The organism is Legionella waltersii, from assembly GCF_001468085.1.
Taxonomy (GTDB): domain Bacteria; phylum Pseudomonadota; class Gammaproteobacteria; order Legionellales; family Legionellaceae; genus Legionella; species Legionella waltersii.
Window position 1 is genome coordinate 240,140 of the sequence record NZ_LNZB01000056.1, and the last position, 19,300, is coordinate 259,439.

Genomic DNA, 19,300 nt, shown 5'->3' on the forward strand with positions numbered 1-19,300 from the left:
ATAATTTCTTGTGATTCAGATGGATGCTGAGCGAACCCTTTGGAGAGAATAAAAATGAGCAGTTCTGATCTGCAAAAAGAATGGGCTTCTTCCTACTTGTCTGGAGGAAGTATGGCTTACGTTGATAGCTTGTATGAGGACTATCTTGCTGATCCTAATTCCGTTACTGAAGAATGGCGCTCCATTTTTAGTGCTCTTCCAACAGTGAATGGATCCACAAAGGATGTTTCTCATAGAGATATTCGAGACTACTTTCTGCAAAATGCAGATAGAAAAATAAGCCAAGTGATTCAATCTGCTGATAGTCAACAATATCAAGTTGCAAATTTAATTAATGATTTTAGATTATTAGGACATTTAGCTGCAAAACTGGATCCTTTAGGTATGACAGTGCGTCCACCGGTTCCAAGGTTAGAGTTGTCCTATCATAATTTAGATAATGTGGATAAAAATAGAACTTTCTTTGCAGGTACTAGTTTTAATGGTCCTGAAATGGCTTTGGAAGACATTTATTCAGCCTTAAAAGAAACCTATTCTGGTAGCATTGGAATAGAGTACATGCATATGTCTGATACTCAAGCCACTGAGTGGATACAACATAGAATGGAATCTGTACGCGGTCGCCCAGCCTTTGATTCAAAACAAAAATTGCGCATATTGAAAGACTTAATAGCGGCAGATGGTTTGGAACGCTATCTAGGAACTCGTTATGTGGGACAGAAGCGCTTCTCATTAGAAGGTGGAGATTCATTAATTCCAATGATGAATGAAATTATCCGCAAGGCAGGACAAGAGGGTGTAAAAGAATTGGTCATTGGAATGGCTCATAGAGGTCGTTTGAACGTGCTGGTAAACGTTCTCGGAAAAGAACCCGGAATATTATTCCAAGAATTCGAAGGGAAAATTAAATACGACAGAACAGGAGATGTGAAATATCATCTTGGTTTCTCATCGGATATTAAAACTGAATCAGGTGCTATTGTGCACTTGGCATTAGCATTTAACCCTTCGCATTTGGAAATTATTGGCCCAGTAGTCGAAGGATCCGTTCGCTCTAGATTGGGGCGCCGGCATGACTTGGAGAAAAAGGATAAAGTAATTCCAGTAGTGATCCATGGGGATGCTGCATTCGCAGGTCAAGGTGTGGTCATGGAAACGTTCAATTTTTCCCAGGCAAGAGGGTATTGCACTGGTGGTACAGTCCATATTGTCATTAACAATCAGATAGGATTTACTACCAGTAATCCTTTGGATGCTCGTTCTACAACCTACTGCACGGATGTTGCAAAAATGGTTGAAGCACCAGTCATTCATGTGAACGGCGATGATCCAGAAGCGGTAGTCTTTGCTACCCAATTAGCATTCGATTTTAGAATGAAATTTAAGCGTGATGTAGTGATTGATTTAGTCTGTTACAGACGTCAAGGACATAATGAAGCCGATGAACCCGCTGTTACTCAACCTACAATGTACAAAAAAATTAAATCCATGCAGGCTTTGCGTGAGATATATGCACAACAACTCATCGATGAAAAACTACTCACACAAGGTGATGCAGATAAACTCGTTGAATCCTACAGAGATGCTCTCGACAAAGGCAAAGCCATCGTCGAATTAGTCCATGAAGACTATGAAGGTAAATACATATTAGACTGGGCGCCTTATATCAATGCAAAGTGGACTGATAAAGTAGATACTACAATAACTCCAAAGTTGCTTGAAAAGTTAACAAAACAACTGCATAAACTGCCAGAGGGATTTAAATTACATCCTGTAGTGGATAGATTGTTGCAAGAACGCACTAAAATGACAGCAGGCGAAATTTTAATGAACTGGGGTTATGCAGAAACGTTAGCCTATGCCAGCTTACTGGATGAAGGGTTCGGTGTTAGGATTTCAGGACAAGACAGTGGTAGAGGAACTTTTGCACATCGACATGCAGTGCTTCATGATATAGAAACTGCAGAAACTTTTGTTCCCCTAGAACACATTACAAATAATTCCAAGCGTTCATTCGCGGTTATCGACTCCGTTCTTTCTGAAGAAGCGGTTTTGGCATTTGAATATGGCTTTGCATCCTCTGAGCCTTCTTACCTGGCGATCTGGGAAGCCCAATTCGGTGACTTTGCCAATGGAGCCCAAGTCGTTATCGATCAGTTTATAAGTTCTGGAGAGCAGAAATGGGGGCGATTATGCGGACTAGTGATGCTATTGCCACATGGGTATGAAGGCCAAGGACCAGAACATTCATCCGCGCGGTTGGAGAGATACATGCAATTGTGTGCTCAACATAATATGCAAGTGTGCACACCAACAACACCTGCGCAAATTTTTCATTTATTAAGGCGACAAGTCATACGAAATTTCCGTAAGCCATTAATTGTGATGACTCCTAAGAGCTTGCTCCGCCATAAATTAGCGGTGTCACCTTTAGAAGATTTATTTAAAGGTAAATTCTATACGGTAATTCCTGAGGTAGATCCTTTAACGCCGCAAAAGGTGACTAAAGTCGTATTGTGTTGTGGTAAGGTATACTATGATCTACTACAAGCTAGGCGTGATAAGAAGTTAGATCATGTAGCCATTGTGCGCATAGAACAATTGTATCCATTTCCGAAGAAAGCACTTATCGCAGAACTGGATAAATATCCACAAGCTAAAGAAGTGATTTGGTGCCAAGAAGAACCACAGAACCAAGGGGTATGGTTCTCTTCGCAGCATAATATGCGTGATTGCTTGAAGTCTGATCAGACATTAAACTATGCCGGTCGAGAGTTTGCAGCTGCTCCCGCTGTTGGAAGCGCTGCCTTGCATGCTAAACAGCAAGCTGAATTAGTTGAGCAAGCTTTATTTGGAAATAAATAACTTAAACAAACTTATAAGAGAAGGTATCACCATGTCCATTGAAGTCAAAGTACCTGTTCTACCAGAATCCGTGGCAGATGCTACGGTTGCTACATGGCATAAAAAAGCTGGGGATAAAGTCGCGAGAGATGAAAACTTAGTTGATTTAGAAACAGATAAAGTGGTACTTGAAGTGCCTTCTCCTGTGGATGGAGTGTTAAGTGAGATACTGTTTAACGTCGGTGACACAGTAGGTTCTGGAGAGCTATTGGCAAAAATTTCTGCTGGGGAAGCTGCTACAGCACCTGTTACCACTCCAGTTAAAGAAGAAAAAACAGCATCGAAAGAAGAGTCCGTAGCTCTAAACGAAGACAAATCGACAAGCCCAGTAGTGCGAAGAATGTTAGCTGAAAACGATTTATCTCCAGCACTAATACAAGGAACGGGTAAAGATGGTCGCATCACCAAAGAGGACGTGATCGCTTATATAGAAACAAATAGAGGCAAACCTACTTCAGCTTCTGAACCAGCCAAAGATATAGGTGTTAAATCAACTCCTATGAGTACTCGGGAAGAAAAACGTGTTCCTATGACTCGATTAAGAGCAAAAATTGCAGAACGTTTATTGCAAGCTCAACACAATGCGGCAATGTTAACGACCTTTAATGAAGTGAACTTAAAAGCAGTTATGGATGTGCGAGCTCAATACAAAGATCAATTTGAGAAAAAGCATGGAGTGAAATTAGGGTTTATGTCCTTTTTCACTAAAGCGGTCGTTGAATCATTAAAACGATTCCCAGCAGTAAATGCTTCGATTGATGGGCAGGATATTGTTTATCATGGATTCTACGATATAGGTATCGCAGTTTCGACTGAGAGGGGTCTTGTTGTGCCTGTAGTAAGAGATGCTGATCAGTTGAGTATGGCTGAAATTGAATTGGCTATTAATGATGCTGCAGCAAAAGCAAGAACTGGAAAATTATCCATGGAAGAAATGCAGGGTGGAACATTTACCATTACTAACGGCGGTGTATTTGGTTCCTTGCTCGCAACACCAATCATCAATCCCCCACAAACTGGTATTTTAGGAATGCACAAAATCGAAGAGCGACCCGTTGTTGAAAAAGGACAAATCGTTATTCGCCCAATGATGTATGTTGCTTTATCGTATGATCATCGCTTAATCGACGGCAAGGATTCAGTACAATTTTTAGTAAGTGTGAAAGAACTATTAGAGGATCCATCCCGTCTATTACTAAATGTATAATAATCAAATTTAACCGCAGACCCGCATTGACGGGTTTTGCTATTTTTAAAAGGTAATGAGAATGAATTTACATGAATATCAAGCAAAACAATTATTCGCGAGTTACGATCTGCCTGTTCCCAAAGGAGAGGTAGCTTATCATGTTGATGATGCTTTACAGGTAGCTTCGCAATTATCAACTCCTCGGTGGGTAGTGAAAGCTCAAGTTCATGCTGGCGGTAGAGGAAAAGCAGGTGGGGTAAAGCTGGTATCTACCAAAGAAGAACTGGCTGCAGCTGCTAAATCATTACTAGGCACTCGATTGGTTACTTATCAAACAGATGCACATGGACAACCTGTGAATGCCCTGTTGATCGAAGAAACCTGTGATATTGATAGAGAACTTTATCTAGGGGCTGTTGTTGATCGCTCTACTCGACGAGTTGTATTTATGGCTTCAACTGAGGGTGGGGTTGAAATTGAGAAAGTAGCAGAAGAGACCCCTGAGAAAATTGTTAAGATCATCGTAGATCCTTTAGTCGGAGTAATGCCATTTCAATGCAGGGAAACTGCGTTTAAATTGGGCTTGAAAGATGATCAGATAAAACAATTTACTCATTTAATGTTAGGTTTGGGTAAGATGTTTGAAGAGTGTGATCTGAGCTTGCTTGAAATTAACCCATTGGTGGTTACTAAAACAGGCCAATTAATCTGCCTGGACGGAAAAATCAATATAGATGGCAACGCCTTGTATAGACAACCTAAATTAAAAGCGATGCGTGATGTGTCTCAAGAAGATGCCAGAGAAAATAGAGCCAGTGATTGGGAACTTAATTATATTCCTCTTGATGGAACAATTGGTTGCATGGTGAATGGTGCAGGATTGGCAATGGCAACCATGGATGTGATTAAACTTCATGGTGGTGAGCCCGCTAATTTCTTAGATGTCGGGGGTGGTGCTACCAAGGAACGGGTCAGTGAAGCATTGAAAATTATTGTATCTGATGAAAAAGTGAAAGGAATATTAGTGAATATTTTCGGCGGAATCGTACGTTGCGATTTGATTGCGGACGGTATTCTCGCTGCAGTGAAAGAAGTGGACGTTAAAATCCCCGTAGTTGTTCGATTAGAAGGGAATAATGCTCAATTGGGCGCAGATATTTTGAACAAAAGTGATTTAAATGTCATTGCCGCAACTGGTTTAACCGATGCAGCGAAAAAAATTGTAGCGGCAGTTTCTAAATAAAATAATTGAGCTTATTTGGCAATAGTACGTGCTGAAATGCCATTAAATAAAGAGGTTAAGAATGAGTGTATTAGTAAATAAGCAGACGAGAGTATTGTGCCAGGGCTTTACTGGTAAGCAAGGTACATATCATACCGAGCAAGCATTAGCTTATGGTACCAAAATGGTGGGTGGTGTAACTCCAGGCAAAGGAGGACAAACGCATTTGGGACTACCTGTGTTCAATACCATGCGTGAAGCAGTTGAAGAAACAAAAGCAGAAGCTAGTGTTATTTACGTGCCTGCCCCATTTTGCAAAGACTCCATTTTAGAAGCTGCGGAAGCTGGCGTGAAATTAATTGTTTGCATTACTGAAGGTGTTCCAGTATTGGATATGTTACAAGTAAAAGTGTATATAGAGAATAACACTCAAGCACGTTTAATCGGTCCAAACTGCCCTGGTATAATTACTCCAGGTGAGTGCAAGATCGGGATCATGCCAGGGAATATTCATTTGCCTGGAAAAGTAGGCATAGTTTCGCGTTCAGGCACATTGACCTATGAAGCAGTAAAACAAACCACGGACAAAGGATTTGGACAAAGTACTTGTATCGGAATCGGTGGTGATCCAATACCTGGAACTAATTTTATCGACGCCCTGACTCTGTTTGAAAAAGATCCTCAAACAGAAGCCATTATTATGGTAGGTGAAATTGGTGGATCGGCAGAAGAAGAAGCTGCTGAATACATTAAGCACCATGTTAAGAAACCTGTGGTATCCTACATCGCAGGGGTTACTGCACCAGCTGGTAAACGTATGGGACATGCTGGAGCTATTATATCAGGCGGTAAAGGTACTGCAGCGGAAAAATATGCTGCTCTAGAATCTGCTGGCGTAAGAACAGTTCGTTCTCCAGCTGATTTAGGAGATGCAGTAGCTGAAGTTACTGGTTGGTAATTAAAAACATCTAGTATCATTGTTGAGGATTGTTCTTTATCAGGGTGTATTATGAGTAAATTTCGCAGTATAGCTGATATTAGGCGTGAGTATGGTGAGTTGCAACTCAATGAGGTTTCAGCTCAAAACGATCCAATTGCTCAGTTTAAATTGTGGTTTGAAGACGTACTGCAAAATGAAAAGAACGATCCTACAGCAATGGTATTATCTACTGTGGATGAAAGGGGCTTTCCTGATTCCCGAGTAGTACTGCTAAAAGGCATTGAAGAAGGAAACTTTATTTTTTATACGAATTATTTAAGTATAAAATCGATCCAGTTGCAAAATACACCTTATGCTGCACTTAATTTTTATTGGCCTCAAATGGCTAGGCAGGTGCGTGTAAGAGGGCGAGTAAAAAAAGTCAGTGATGAGCAATCCGATCAATATTTCTCAACAAGGCCAGTCAAAAGCCAAATGAGTGCAGTAGTATCGCCTCAAAGTAAGGTCATTTCTGATCGAGGATATTTAGAGTCAGCATTAAATGAATTGATCAAAGAATATGGTCAAGAACCAGTGTTGCGTCCCGAATATTGGGGGGGCTACATGGTCATTCCAGATGAAGTAGAGTTCTGGCAAGGGCGAGACAATCGATTGCATGACCGTATTCATTATTATCGTGAAAGAGAGCATTGGCTCCATCGTCGTCTAGCTCCTTAAGCGGCAGAATTTGCCGGCAAATGGCCGGTTCATTTTGATTAAAAAATGCTAGTTTTGATTGCCGCTTAGTTTCTCTCCTCAATTTCAATACTTATCGTCTAGCACTTAACAAAAGTGACTCTCACAATTTGTGATATTTTTTATATCCTTCGAAACAGATTCTGTTCAAAACTAACAAAATTAATCTAAGTTACACTAGGATAAAAGCCCCATTTCAAGAGAAAACAAAATATAACTCATTGATTTTGAATGAAAATAAAGTTGGCATGATGGTTGCTTGGTTTATTATGTAGTGAGCAGTAATGGTATGCTGATCTACAAAAAAGCACAGAAGATAAAAATTGTCAAAATTGCGTAAATATTTTATATGCGAATGTTGGAAGTGTGTTTAAGTCGTAAAATAGCTTTAAGTGTTGGAAAAAGTATTTGGAAACAAACTAATTCGACACATAGCTTTATTATTTATCTTTTAGGAGTATGTGAGTTGAAAATTGGAAAGTTTATTTGGGATACATAAAAGAGGGTAATATTATGAATGACATTACAGCCTTACTACCACATGTGAAATTACGATTTAATATAGAACATCCAAATTATGAAGAATGCTATTTATTTGGGTATGAGTGTGCAATAGCTGAGTTATCAGAAGATGATAATCCATTTCCTGAAGGATCCCAAGAAGCTGAACAATGGCAAGAAGGTTGGTGGGCAGGCTTTTATGAAGAAAAACCCTTATTTGATATGAGTTCTATGGATGAAATTCAATTGGATAAAGAAACAGCAGCTAATGATCAACAATATTGCCAAAAAAACAGCTTTCTTACCTTGGTATTTGAGATTAGCGGTGCGATAGCAGCTTCAGCAATAGTTGGATACCAATTACTAGAGCTTGTAGCATGATCTTCGCATTCAATTGAAGAGCATCAGAAAATGCTTCTTCAATTGGATACAGGACAAGGTATACAAACTTAATCCTTGAATAGCTTTAGGATCATGGATCGCATTCTTTCAATTTCTGAAGGATTAAACTCTTTATAGTGATCTGAACCTATATCTAGGCAAACGGTTACGTTTTCTCCTATGCCTTTAAGCAGATCGACTCCAGATAGCTTAAGTAGCTTTATTTGGCTTGCGATTTCTGCAGCCCAGCTATTTAAATAGCTCATTTCAGTAAATACCGGTAAATAGGTATTTTGTCCTTCTTTGATAAAAAGAACTTCGGGTTCTTCCTCAAGTGAATTTAATTCAATTGGAACAATAAAATTTGCTTTTATAAATTCTAGATAGGCTTTATTGGCTGCTTTGGACTCACCTTCGGATTTTAAAGCGGATTCCACCGCAAGACTAAGTGTGTTCATAGAGGAGTTCTCTTAAAATCTAAAATTATACCTAAATACTCCTGGTAGTGCGAATGGAACTAAATCCCGACTGAAACAAAAACCGAATTAATAGGTTAAGACTAGCGCTTAATTCAGTCATTGAATTCGGCAAAACTGTCTCATCATACTATTTAGGCATGAACTTAGGTGAATTTGAGCTAAATGTTGAAAAAAGCTTCAGTGCCAGTATAATGTAAAGCTGTGAGTACTGTTTTATTGATCGATACATGATAAAATAGTGCATTAATTGATCTTTTTGTCATATTTAAGAAGAGTGCTAATGAACGAAATTAAAATGTCAAATGATGTAAATCAGAAAAATCACTTAGGGTTTGCATGGTTGGTTTGGGGGTTGGCTGCCGCTTTTTATTTTTCTGATTACATGGCTAGAGTTGCTCCAGGAGTTATGCATCGATTTTTGCAAATTGACTTCGGGATCAATGAAGCTGGATTTGGGATTTTAACAGCCTCTTTCTATATACCTTATATTTTGATGCAAATTCCAGTTGGTCTAACGGTTGATCGCATTAGTATTCGCTGGTTATTAACCATTATGTCCATAATTACAGCCTTTGGATGTTGTGTATTTGGTTTAGCAAATGGATTATTTACTGCTTCGATCGGAAGAATGTTAATAGGATTTAGTGCTGCATTTGCTTTTGTGTGTTCATTAAGACTAGCAACTTCTTGGTTCCCACCAACAATGTTAGGTCTATTAGCCGGTTTAACTCAAGCCCTCGGGATGCTTGGAGCTGCTGCTGGTGAAGCACCTGTTTCATTTTTGGTGAGTAATGTCGGTTGGCGACATAGTATGCTGATTATTGCATTCCTCTTTATCGCCTTAGCTGGATTATTGTATCAATTCATTCAAGATAAGCCTGGAGAACAAAGAAAGGAAATTAAATCAGTACAACAAGTTAGTATCTTCCAAAGTTTAAAGATTATTTTGTCCAGCAGACAAACGTGGCTTAATGCACTCTATGCAGGCTTTTTATTTGGACCAACTGCTGTAATTGGTGAGGCCATTGGTCCTGCTTACTTACAGTTTGGACGAGGACTAGGTGCTCATGCTGCGGCTTTTGCTACAGGTTTGATATTTATCGGCTGGGGTATAAGTGGACCCATATCAGGTTGGATTTCTGATAAAATCGGACGTCGTAAACCATTGATGATTTTATCAGCACTATTTGGTGTAGTATTTACTTCAATCTATGTGTTTATCCCTGAGATGAGTGAAACAACGGCCTATTTGTTGTTTTTTGCATTTGGAGTCACTAATACAGGTGTGGCAATCGCCTATGCAGTATCAACAGAGATTCATAGTCGCTCAGTCATAGGAACTTGTATTGGGTTTACTAATATGACTTCTATTTTCATAGGGGCATTATTTCAGCCATTAGTGGGTCGAATAATTGATATGGTTTCTGGTCCTAGAGCCTATAATGTAGAAACCCTACTCCTTTCTGATTTCCAAGCAGGCTTAAAATTATTGCCTCTCTGTTCTTTGGTCGCGTTAATATTGGCATTCACTGTGAAAGAAACCTATTGTAAGCCAATTAAAGAATAAGATTCATAGTCATTAATATTGGGTGGAGCGGGAGCGATGCCCAATATTATTACAAACATAAATCGATTGAAGCAATAGCGCTCTTTTAAGAGCAATCTTTATTGCATTTGTTTATCGCATAAATAGTCCATTTGCTGCTATACTTTCTCGAGCACTTCACTGCGCTAAAAAGGCTATTTGCATTTTAATAACATGGAGAAAATAATGAAAAAACTTACAGGATTAATCATTATCCTGGCTGTTTTAGTCCTTGGTGGTTATTATGGTATGGGAATGTTAACTGAACGTTCAGTTAAGAATACAGTCGAAGTAATTAACCAATCCAATGGTCTATTTGCCGATATTGAGCAATATAATAGAGGTTGGTTTAATTCAGATGCGACCATCAAATGGCGTTTACATATTCCTGAGCGGGTAGTTACAGACAGTGATGGCAACTCAAAAACAGTAGCGGCTCAAGATTACCAGATGGATATGCCTATTAAAATCTATCATGGCCCATTCATTTTTGCTAACCATCATTTGAGTTTTGGAATGGGTTTTGCTCAAACTGTAATTCCTTTCCCCCAAACTTACATTCAGCAGTTTAATGAGTCTTTTTCGAATGATTCTGTTAAGCCACAATTGGATTTAAATATTTTTGTTAACTACTTAAATAAAAGTACAGTAGAACTGTCATTACCTTCTTTCAAGCTTATTTCTAAGGACGGAAGTGGTAATTTCAATTGGCTAGGCATGGAAAGCTCAACATCAATGTCTTCGAAGCTAAGCAAAATTGAAGGTGAGTTAGTATTTGATGGTATGAATTACTCTAAAGAAGACACCAAAGTGACTTTAGGTAAAGTAACCAGTGAATACAATCTTCACAAAACAACTTCTGGTTTATACCTTGGTGAAGCAAACTTATCTTTGCCTTCTTTTGATGTTGCAGTAAAAGATAAAAAAATGTTTGAACTAAGTGACTTATCAGTTAATTCAAGCAGCGATATTGATGATAGTTTATTTAACACGCATTTTAGCGCTTCTTTAAAGTCAGTATTAGCTAATGGGCAAACTTTTGGTCCTGGCGAATTGGAGATTTCAGTTCGTAACTTGGATGCTGACGTGTTAGCAAAGATCAATCAACAAGCTAACTCAATGCAAAATGGTAGCGATGCAGAAAGACAACAAGCTTTAATGCAGTTACTGCCAGAAATTCCAAAGTTATTCACTAAGGGAGCTGAGTTTGAAATTTCTAAATTAAACTTTAAGTTGCCACAAGGTACTATCGATGGCAATTTATTAATTACCTTACCAAAAGGGGACTCTACAAACCCATTTGAATTAATTCAAAAAACTCAAGGAAATGCTAAGTTAAAAGTGCCTGTTGCTGTAGTGAAGCAGTTATTGCAACAAACTGTAATGCAGCAAATGGCGAATCAGCCCGATATGCAAAAGGCTTTAGTGGCTCAATTACAAGGGACTGACCAAGCCAATTCAACGCCTCCAACTCCAGAGAAGTTAGCTTCAATGCAAGTTGATAAGCAAATCGCTGAGTTTCAACAGGCTGGTTTTATCCAAGTTGATGGGGATGATTACACCGTTGAAGTAAGCTTAGAACAAGGAAAATTGACGGTTAATGGTAAGCCATTCGATCCAACTACTATGAAGTTTCAATAGTACGTTTACTATGGAACAAGCGTATCATTACCGCTTGTTCCACTTTCCTTTCAAAATGAATTTTATTGTTGCAAAGCTGTAAGAACTTAACTGAATTTATTGAATATTAACGTGGTTTTTATCGATCTACCCTTGTTTCAGGGGGTTCTATTCGGTAATATACTGCTTTTAAAAGGAGGAGCTAATAATAATGACAACAATCAGTAATGATGCAGGAGATACAACTGCTTCACTAGCCGAAAGCGTGACTCAGTCAGTACAAAAATATTTTTCAGAGCTTAAGGGGACTGATCCTGTTGACTTATACCAGTTCGTGCTTGAGGAGATTGAAACTCCTCTATTTCGCGCAGTGATGGAACATTGCAAATACAATCAATCTCGTGCTGCCATCATGCTGGGCATTAGTCGCGGAACGCTAAGAACCAAATTACGACGTTATTTTGATGATAAATATGTCGGTACTAGAGATTAGTTAACATTTAAAAAGAAAAAAGGGGGCACATGCCCCCTTTTTCATTTGGGTTTATTAATTCGCTTTATTCAGCAAACATTGAACTTACAGACTCCTCCACGTTTACACGTTTTATCGCTTGGGCAAGCATATCGGCAAGACTAACCACACGAATTTTCTCGCATTGTTGTGCTTCTTCAGACAGAGGAATAGTATCAGTGACTACTACTTCATCAAGACTAGAGTGCTTGATGTTATTTACTGCAGGTCCAGATAACACAGCGTGAGTAATATAAGCTCTTACGCTCTTAGCACCATTTTTCTTAAGCTCATGGGCAGCTGTACATAATGTACCTGCTGTATCAACAATGTCATCAACAATAATACAATTCTTATCGGCAGGCTCTCCAATGATATGCATAACTTCCGACTTGTTGGGCCCACTACGACGTTTATCAATAATAGAAAGCTCTGCATCGTTAAGTCTTTTAGCGACTGCTCTTGCTCTCACTACACCACCCACATCAGGAGATACTACCATGATATTATTTAGCTGTTTCTGGGTAATTTCTTCGAGTAACACTGGGGTTGCATAAACGTTATCAACAGGCATGTAGAAAAAACCTTGGATCTGATCAGCATGTAAATCAACAGTAAGAACCCGGCATATACCAACAGAAGCCATCATATCTGCAACAACTTTTGCTGTGATAGGAACTCTAGCTGAGCGAACTCGTCGATCTTGCCTTGCATAACCAAAGTATGGAACAACGGCCGTAATACGCCCCGCAGAAGAGCGCCTTAAGGCATCAGCCATGGTTAGCAATTCCATAAGGTTGTTATTGGCGGGTGCACAGGTTGATTGGAGAACAAATACGTCCTTTCCACGAACATTTTCAAGGATTTCCACCATGGTTTCGCCATCGCTGAATGTACCTACAGTTGCCTTACCAATAGGGGTTTGCAGGTGAGAGGAAATTTTGAGTGCTAATTCAGGGTTAGCATTCCCTGTAAATATCATCATTGTTGACATGTGTAAGAAGCCTTAGATTTAGTTAATCAGTTAACTTAAACACATAGCAGAAGACAGCCAAAAAGATATTATTATTATTTAAGCGATACGATGTCCGCATCCTTCCAGGGTATCTTCTGCCGTCTGTTTACTTGTACCTAGATTCAACATTATATTCTAGATTGAATCAACAAGAAAGTGGCAGGGGTGCTAGGATTCGAACCTAGGTATGCAGGGATCAAAACCCTGTGCCTTACCGCTTGGCGACACCCCTAAATTGTAGATTCTTATACATCCATGATTTAAATTCGTGTACATCCCTTTAATGTGTTGCGTATTTTGCAGTGGTTTTGGATTGATGTCAACTTTAGACTGCAAAAATTTATGAACTTTATTTACCCAGATTGGAGGAGGTCACAATCTGGGTTTCAAGAGTATTAGACTAACCAGTTTTTGATCACTACTTTTACCATGACTCCATTGCCTTCTAAGCGAATCATGCTTGGTAGGTCAATACCTTTCACTGAAGTGTATTTGGTAAAGTCGATGGTATATCCAGCTTGTTTTAACTGAATAAGATGATTATAGGTATCATGTTTTTCAGATTGTACACCACCAGGTGCGGGTAATCCTCTTACCCAATAATAAAGATTGTTAACGGGTAATCTAATTCCTGTTTGTTTTAATAAAAGCTCTTCTGCGTTTGAAGAGGTTGAGGTTTTTGGTCCATCTTGGAAGGTGATCGTACCGCCTTGTCTACTGATAAGAACACTGCCTCCGCCCAATGGCCCCATTAATCGTAAAGTATAAGAGCTAGCACCACGTTGTACCCAATTCATTGTGGCTGACCAACCTTTGGATTTTGTTTTGGCCGCCATTGCGCCCTTTATTTCCCATGAGGATACAGTGGAAGTTTCTTTTTTTCGCTCTTCTAAAGGCATCACTTTGTTAACAGGATCTTGTTCTGCAGGTCTAGGGGGGGCACAAGCCGTTAAAAAACAAATTGATACAATCAGTAAACGTTTCATTGCATTCATTGCTCACCTCAATTCCGTTTTTGTAGTTTTTCAATTTACAATACGCTAGACTGCTCTTATATGCAATTGATACTTAAAGACATGAAACAAAAAGCAATCTACCCAGGTACCTTTGACCCAGTCACGAATGGGCATGTTGATATTATTACTCGGGCCAGTCGTATTTTCCCTGAATTAATTGTAGCGGTAGCCAGTAATCGGGTTAAAAAACCATTTTTAGGCTTAGATACCAGAATAAAGTTATTAGAGGAGTCTGTTGGACATCTACCTGGAGTGAGGGTTGTAGGGTTTGATATTTTGCTTATAGATTTCGTAGAGCAGCAGCAAGCGGGAATTATACTTAGGGGACTTAGGGCTGTTTCTGATTTTGAGTATGAATTTCAGTTAGCAGGCATGAATCGAAAATTGTCTAAAAAGGTCGAAACATTGTTTCTTACGCCTTCAGAGCACTTGATGTTTATCTCGTCTTCATTGGTTAGGGAAATTGCGTCATTGAATGGTGATGTTTCTCAGTTCGTCCCTCCTGGAGTAGTCAAAGAATTACTGAAGAGACAGCATGAGCGATAAATCTAGATGCCTTTTTTGGTCGCTATTTTTTATTCTTGGCATCAATTATTCTTATGCTGATCAACTTCCTTCCCACCCAGATGGATATGCAGTTGCAAGCGCACATCCATTAGCAACCAATGCTGGTTTAGAGATTCTAGCGGCAGGAGGAAATGCCTTTGATGCAGCTATCGCTGTTGCTGCTACTTTAGGCGTTGTAGAACCCTATCATTCAGGATTAGGCGGTGGCAGTTTTTGGTTATTGCATCATGCAAAAGATGGATCAAATCAATTCCTTGATGCTAGAGAGGTTGCACCTTTAGCTGCCAAAAGAGACATGTATCTGGGCTCTGATGGTGAAATTATCGAAGGCAAATCCTTGAATGGAGGATTGGCTGCAGCAATTCCAGGTCAACCAGCTGCTTTGGTTTATCTTGCAAAACATTATGGTCGTTTACCTTTAACTAAAACTTTAGCTCCAGCCATTCAATTAGCTCGTGAAGGATTTCCAGTGGATCCTCAATTCAGGTATTTTTCAACCATGGATGATCGCTTGCAATATTTGCAAAAATACCCCGCTACTGCAGCCATTTTTTTAAAAAATGGTCAAGCAATGAGGATTGGAGATAAGTTAGTTCAAAAAGATTTAGCAAAGACCCTAACATTAATTGCTGAAAAAGGAGAAGCTGGGTTTTATTCTGGAGAAGTGGCTAAAAAATTAGTACATGGAGTAAATCGCGCCGGTGGAATATGGACTTTGGACGATTTATCCAAATACCAAATTAAGATTAGAGAGCCATTGGTTAGCGCGTATCATAACATGTTAATCATTACCGCACCTCCACCTTCAGCTGGGGGAGTAGCTTTAGTAACGATGTTAAATATTTTATCTAAATTTCCTTTATCAACGATGACAAAAATTGAGTGGATCCATTACGTTACTGAGTCCATGAAATTAGCGTTTTGGCAACGAGCACAATTTTTAGGGGATCCTGATTTTGTTCAAATCCCCATGGATAAATTAACTTCCTACGACAATGCTACGATGTTAAGCCAGTTAATTTCGCCTAAAAAGGCCATTGACAGCAAAGTATTACAAGGTTCCTCCTCAAAATCCTCCGATGCTTCTAACACTACCCATCTATCCGTTATTGATGCAGATGGAAATCGTGTAGCTGCAACAATGACGATTAATTATATTTTTGGCTCTAGTGTAGTCGCAGAGGGAACAGGTGTCCTATTGAATGATGAAATGGATGATTTTTCATCAAAAGTAGGTTCTCAAAATGTATTCGGTCTTGTCGGAAGTGAGTCTAATTGCATAGCGCCTGGAAAGCGACCAGTTTCAAGCATGACTCCAACCTTTTTGGAGATGCCAGGAAGAACGGCCGTATTAGGAACCCCAGGGGGTAGCCGAATTCCTACCATGGTATTGATTGCATCTTTAATGTTTTATGAAGGTTATGGAGCCATTACTATGGTTTCAACAATGCGATTTCATCATCAGTATTTACCGGATGAGTTGGTGTATGAGCCCGACACATTCACGCACTCTATAAAGGAAGGTTTAAGTGCTTTAGGGCATCATTTAAAGGAATTGCAACAGTATTATGGTGATATGCAAGCAATAACCTGGGACAGAACAAATAACCTACTCACGGCAGCATCTGATCCACGTCATATAGGAATGGCCATTAAGGTAGAGAAGCGTTCTGAAGGTTATGGTGTGAAGCATTGATGGGTGGACTGAGCAATGACATTAAGTTAAGGACGCTGCTTTCCCTCGCAAGTGGGAACTCTCCAGAAACTGGTGTGATGCAGCGAGCCCTACAGAATTTTCCTTAGCCTGCCTCTTCTCCAATTAAGCATTTGATTGCGGCATAAGTTTTGGCAATTAACTCGTCTTTATTTGCAATAGTGTATTCCGCAGCATCAATGGGAAGGCCAACGTGAATTTCAGCTTTTTGATTTAAATGAATATTAAAAGTGCGGGCGGGTAAAATATTAAAAGCTCCTCGGATTCCGATAGGGATAATCGTCGCTTTGGACTCTATGGCTGTGATAAATCCTCCTTTTTTAAATGGAGTTAACTTTCCATCTTTTGAACGTGTACCTTCAGGAGCTATCCAGAGAATGATGCCACTTTCCATTAGCTTTTTTGCATATTCTAAGTCTTTGATTGCTTGATAACGATTTTTTCTATCAACGAAAGGGAATTCAGAGGCGACCATTCCTTTGCCTAATAATGGAATTTTGGAAAGTTCTTTTTTAGCCAACATACGAATTGAATGATTTGGAAATACTTTAAAACCAAGTGGTATATCATAGGCGCTTGAATGATTACACATGAGGATAGTTGGTTTTCCCGGCACTGGCTGAACGTTATGTGGATTGATCACTGTGTAGTGTACTTTGACTTTGTTCAGTAGCCTGTCGATCCATTGGTGAATCACTTTATCCACCCAAGGTCTTGTTGGAGTGCTAAAAACGTATTTTAAAATTGATTTAGTACTCGCTATCCCTGTGTAAAAAAACAAACAGAGAGTTATCCAAAGCGTTCTTAAGCGATTAATCTTCATTGTTCTATGAGTTGTTAGTCACGGAGAGGCATCATACATCAAGTCGAAGAAGTATGAAAAGCCTCAAGGGTCAGAATAAACCGAATAGATTACTTAAGCTTTTGGCTTTAACCTGTGGAGCAGCATGAATATTGAAGCCCACCGACATGAAGAGCTCTTCATTCCATCGTTCCTTTTGCCAATCGATGTACTTTGCATGCTGTAAATAGTCAAGACTATCAATGTCCTGGATAACCTGGAATCGAGCCTCATTTTTAGTGAGTTCATAATATTTGAGTTTATAATATAAGTTGGTTGGTACAGTTTCGTGGGCTTTTTGGAATAATGGTAATGCAGCTTTTTCATCTTCATAGAAAAATAAACGTATGTCTGCTTGTAAATAGTAGATTCTTCCAAGGGCCAATTTGATCTGAGGTGATTTATCTCCGAAATTTAGTTTCTCAAAGGTTTCTAGGTTAAGTAATAAGAGTTGCAAATACTTTTCCTTTTCTTTTACGATGGCAGGTCGACTTCTAAAATCACTGGTAAAATTAAGTGGTACTCTCACTTTTTCAATAAGGCAATCGATAGCCCGCAGACGCACATCATTTCCCGTCTTTTTTAGATCAGGAGATTGATTAAAAAACTGGTTCTCCTTGATGAATTGAAGCAACTTTGCTAAATCTGGTAGGCTAGCCTCTTTAACGTTAGGGTGCTCTTTAATATCTACCTCTAGTAAGGATTGTACATAAGTGTTCATGGTTGCTCGAAGGGGATTGTCTTCTGGTGACAATTTGGCGATTTGTCTAGCAAAATGCAATGCTTGTTCAGCCAGTTGTCTCGCCTCTTCAGTATTTGAGCGAACAAGGTTGGACTTGAGTTTTTTCTCTGTAGTTTCCAATTCTGTTTCATAGTGTTCAAGTAAAATGCCTAAATCAGTACTATTAAATTGAAACTCAGGGTTTTTCTCATAGAGCTCTCTAGCATGCTCTAGTCTTTTGTGCTTAATATCCTCCTTAAATTGGTACGTTATCCATTCCTTTTTCAATGTCATGTCATTCATGAGTGAATCATGTTCTAAAATCGAATCATCTAAGTTTACCGCATGAGTCAGTAAAGGAAGTAAATTGTTTCCGGTGAAAATCTTAGTCAACACCCATTTATTTTTTTCCTTCCTCGCATCTTCTAAGTAGGATTTAGCGAGCTCATGACGAAGTTTGGGTTTGGCTTTTAGGTATCTGAGCTGTTCATCTTTACTGAAATTTTCCTTAAGTGCCTCTATAACAAATAGTTGATCTTGGGTGGAAGGTGATTGAGATAACTTATCCATCAACTCGATACTTTTCTCTAGTGCGTTTTGATCATCCAATGCAATGTAGTAGTTAATAAATCCTTGCTTATAGCGATCTGTTACTGAATCTGACCACATCAAGGCACGTTCAAATTGAGCTCTGCTTGCTAAATAATCAGCATACGCTTCAGCGTATTTGCTGCCAGCGAAAAAATACGCATGGGCTGGATATAAAAATTTATCATACAGTGAGTGCGTTGAATCACGAATAAGTTCAGCATTTTGAGGATCCAAAGTAGGTATTAGGCTCAGTAGCTCATTTTGGAGAAATCCATCGCCAAAGCGATAATTTTGTTGGCGATAATTTAAATAAGGAGCAATCTCTGTAGAGTGGGCATAAAAATAGGTAATGAATTGATGCTGCAACTCTGTAGTGGTCTGATCATTTCGTTTCTTTAGCAACGAGTCCATAAATGATTTGGAGATAAGCGGAGGATTAAATTGTGCAAAATCCTCAGATTTAAATCCGTGCAAGTAGCCAATGTAAGCCACTTTAGCTAAAGTAAAGTCCACCTTTTTGGGATGACAGTGGTTTTCAAATCCAAGCCATCCTTTAAATCGTTGAAATAAGGATTGTAACCAGCTAACCCTATAGATTTGCACTCCGTCAGTATACAACTGCTCTTTAGGATGGCCAGCAATGGAATGCCAAAAGGATTGATAATCCTCTTCATCCATATCGTATATAATAAAATCAGGAAGGTAGACTGTTCCTTCATGGATGAAGTTCTTAAGGGAGTGGCCATTGACGCGTAAACGAAACATGAA

The 19,300-nt window shown here is 39.2% G+C and carries 16 protein-coding genes and 1 tRNA gene; 11 read left to right on the forward strand and 6 right to left on the reverse strand.

Translation table 11 applies throughout. The features are described 5' to 3' along the window. Window positions 1-54: 54 nt before the first annotated feature. From Lwal_RS13030 to Lwal_RS13055, 6 genes are all read left to right on the forward strand, one after another. On the forward strand, window positions 55-2,865 hold the full coding sequence (locus Lwal_RS13030) for a 2-oxoglutarate dehydrogenase E1 component (protein WP_058481235.1): 2,811 nt from the start codon (window positions 55-57) through the stop codon (window positions 2,863-2,865). A gap of 31 nt (window positions 2,866-2,896) precedes the next feature. Further along, the gene (gene odhB / locus Lwal_RS13035; RefSeq protein WP_058481236.1) at window positions 2,897-4,111 is read left to right on the forward strand and encodes a 2-oxoglutarate dehydrogenase complex dihydrolipoyllysine-residue succinyltransferase; all 1,215 of its coding nucleotides are present in this window, start codon (window positions 2,897-2,899) and stop codon (window positions 4,109-4,111) included. Between the two features lie 61 nt (window positions 4,112-4,172). After that, window positions 4,173-5,336: an ADP-forming succinate--CoA ligase subunit beta gene (gene sucC, locus Lwal_RS13040; RefSeq protein ID WP_058481237.1), complete on the forward strand. Its 1,164-nt coding sequence runs from the start codon at window positions 4,173-4,175 to the stop codon at window positions 5,334-5,336. Window positions 5,337-5,397: 61 nt separating this feature from the next. Beyond that, window positions 5,398-6,273, forward strand: a complete 876-nt coding sequence (gene sucD / locus Lwal_RS13045) for a succinate--CoA ligase subunit alpha (RefSeq protein ID WP_058481238.1) — start codon at window positions 5,398-5,400, stop codon at window positions 6,271-6,273. Window positions 6,274-6,324: 51 nt separating this feature from the next. Next, a complete protein-coding gene (pdxH, locus tag Lwal_RS13050) occupies window positions 6,325-6,972 on the forward strand; it encodes a pyridoxamine 5'-phosphate oxidase (RefSeq protein ID WP_058481239.1) in 648 nt (215 codons plus the stop codon). Window positions 6,973-7,503: 531 nt separating this feature from the next. Next, entirely contained in the window at window positions 7,504-7,872 is a 369-nt protein-coding gene (locus Lwal_RS13055) for a hypothetical protein (protein WP_058481240.1), read from the forward strand. A 68-nt stretch (window positions 7,873-7,940) separates the two neighbouring features. Here Lwal_RS13055 and Lwal_RS13060 read toward each other — a convergent pair whose 3' ends face one another. Continuing rightward, window positions 7,941-8,330, reverse strand: a complete 390-nt coding sequence (locus Lwal_RS13060; RefSeq protein WP_058481241.1) for an SseB family protein — start codon at window positions 8,328-8,330, stop codon at window positions 7,941-7,943. A gap of 301 nt (window positions 8,331-8,631) precedes the next feature. On the opposite strand from Lwal_RS13060, the gene Lwal_RS13065 reads away from it, so the two are divergent. The 3 genes from Lwal_RS13065 (at window position 8,632) to Lwal_RS13075 (ending at window position 12,049) form a co-directional block, all read left to right on the forward strand. Then, window positions 8,632-9,918: an MFS transporter gene (locus tag Lwal_RS13065; protein WP_058481242.1), complete on the forward strand. Its 1,287-nt coding sequence runs from the start codon at window positions 8,632-8,634 to the stop codon at window positions 9,916-9,918. Between the two features lie 204 nt (window positions 9,919-10,122). Continuing rightward, a complete protein-coding gene (locus Lwal_RS13070) occupies window positions 10,123-11,577 on the forward strand; it encodes a YdgA family protein (protein ID WP_058481243.1) in 1,455 nt (484 codons plus the stop codon). A gap of 190 nt (window positions 11,578-11,767) precedes the next feature. After that, entirely contained in the window at window positions 11,768-12,049 is a 282-nt protein-coding gene (locus Lwal_RS13075; RefSeq protein WP_010946289.1) for a helix-turn-helix domain-containing protein, read from the forward strand. Window positions 12,050-12,113: 64 nt separating this feature from the next. On the opposite strand, the gene Lwal_RS13080 is transcribed toward Lwal_RS13075, so the two are convergent. The 3 genes from Lwal_RS13080 to lolB form a co-directional block, all read right to left on the reverse strand. Continuing rightward, complete coding sequence (locus tag Lwal_RS13080) at window positions 12,114-13,061, reverse strand: ribose-phosphate pyrophosphokinase (protein WP_058481244.1); 948 nt, start codon at window positions 13,059-13,061, stop codon at window positions 12,114-12,116. Window positions 13,062-13,239: 178 nt separating this feature from the next. Then, a tRNA-Gln gene (locus Lwal_RS13085) sits at window positions 13,240-13,314 on the reverse strand. A gap of 163 nt (window positions 13,315-13,477) precedes the next feature. Further along, a complete protein-coding gene (gene lolB / locus Lwal_RS13090; protein WP_058481245.1) occupies window positions 13,478-14,077 on the reverse strand; it encodes a lipoprotein insertase outer membrane protein LolB in 600 nt (199 codons plus the stop codon). 81 nt (window positions 14,078-14,158) lie between these two features. Here lolB and coaD point away from each other — a divergent pair, with 81 nt between their 5' ends. Then, on the forward strand, window positions 14,159-14,644 hold the full coding sequence (coaD, locus tag Lwal_RS13095) for a pantetheine-phosphate adenylyltransferase (RefSeq protein ID WP_408607311.1): 486 nt from the start codon (window positions 14,159-14,161) through the stop codon (window positions 14,642-14,644). Continuing rightward, window positions 14,634-16,361, forward strand: coding sequence for a gamma-glutamyltransferase (gene ggt, locus Lwal_RS13100; protein ID WP_083500103.1), 1,728 nt, complete (start codon window positions 14,634-14,636; stop codon window positions 16,359-16,361). Before coaD ends, ggt begins: the two co-directional genes overlap by 11 nt. A gap of 103 nt (window positions 16,362-16,464) precedes the next feature. On the opposite strand, the gene Lwal_RS13105 is transcribed toward ggt, so the two are convergent. Further along, entirely contained in the window at window positions 16,465-17,202 is a 738-nt protein-coding gene (locus Lwal_RS13105; protein WP_058481247.1) for a lysophospholipid acyltransferase family protein, read from the reverse strand. Between the two features lie 70 nt (window positions 17,203-17,272). After that, window positions 17,273-19,297: a hypothetical protein gene (locus Lwal_RS13110; RefSeq protein ID WP_133141249.1), complete on the reverse strand. Its 2,025-nt coding sequence runs from the start codon at window positions 19,295-19,297 to the stop codon at window positions 17,273-17,275. Between the last annotated feature and the right edge of the window lie 3 nt (window positions 19,298-19,300).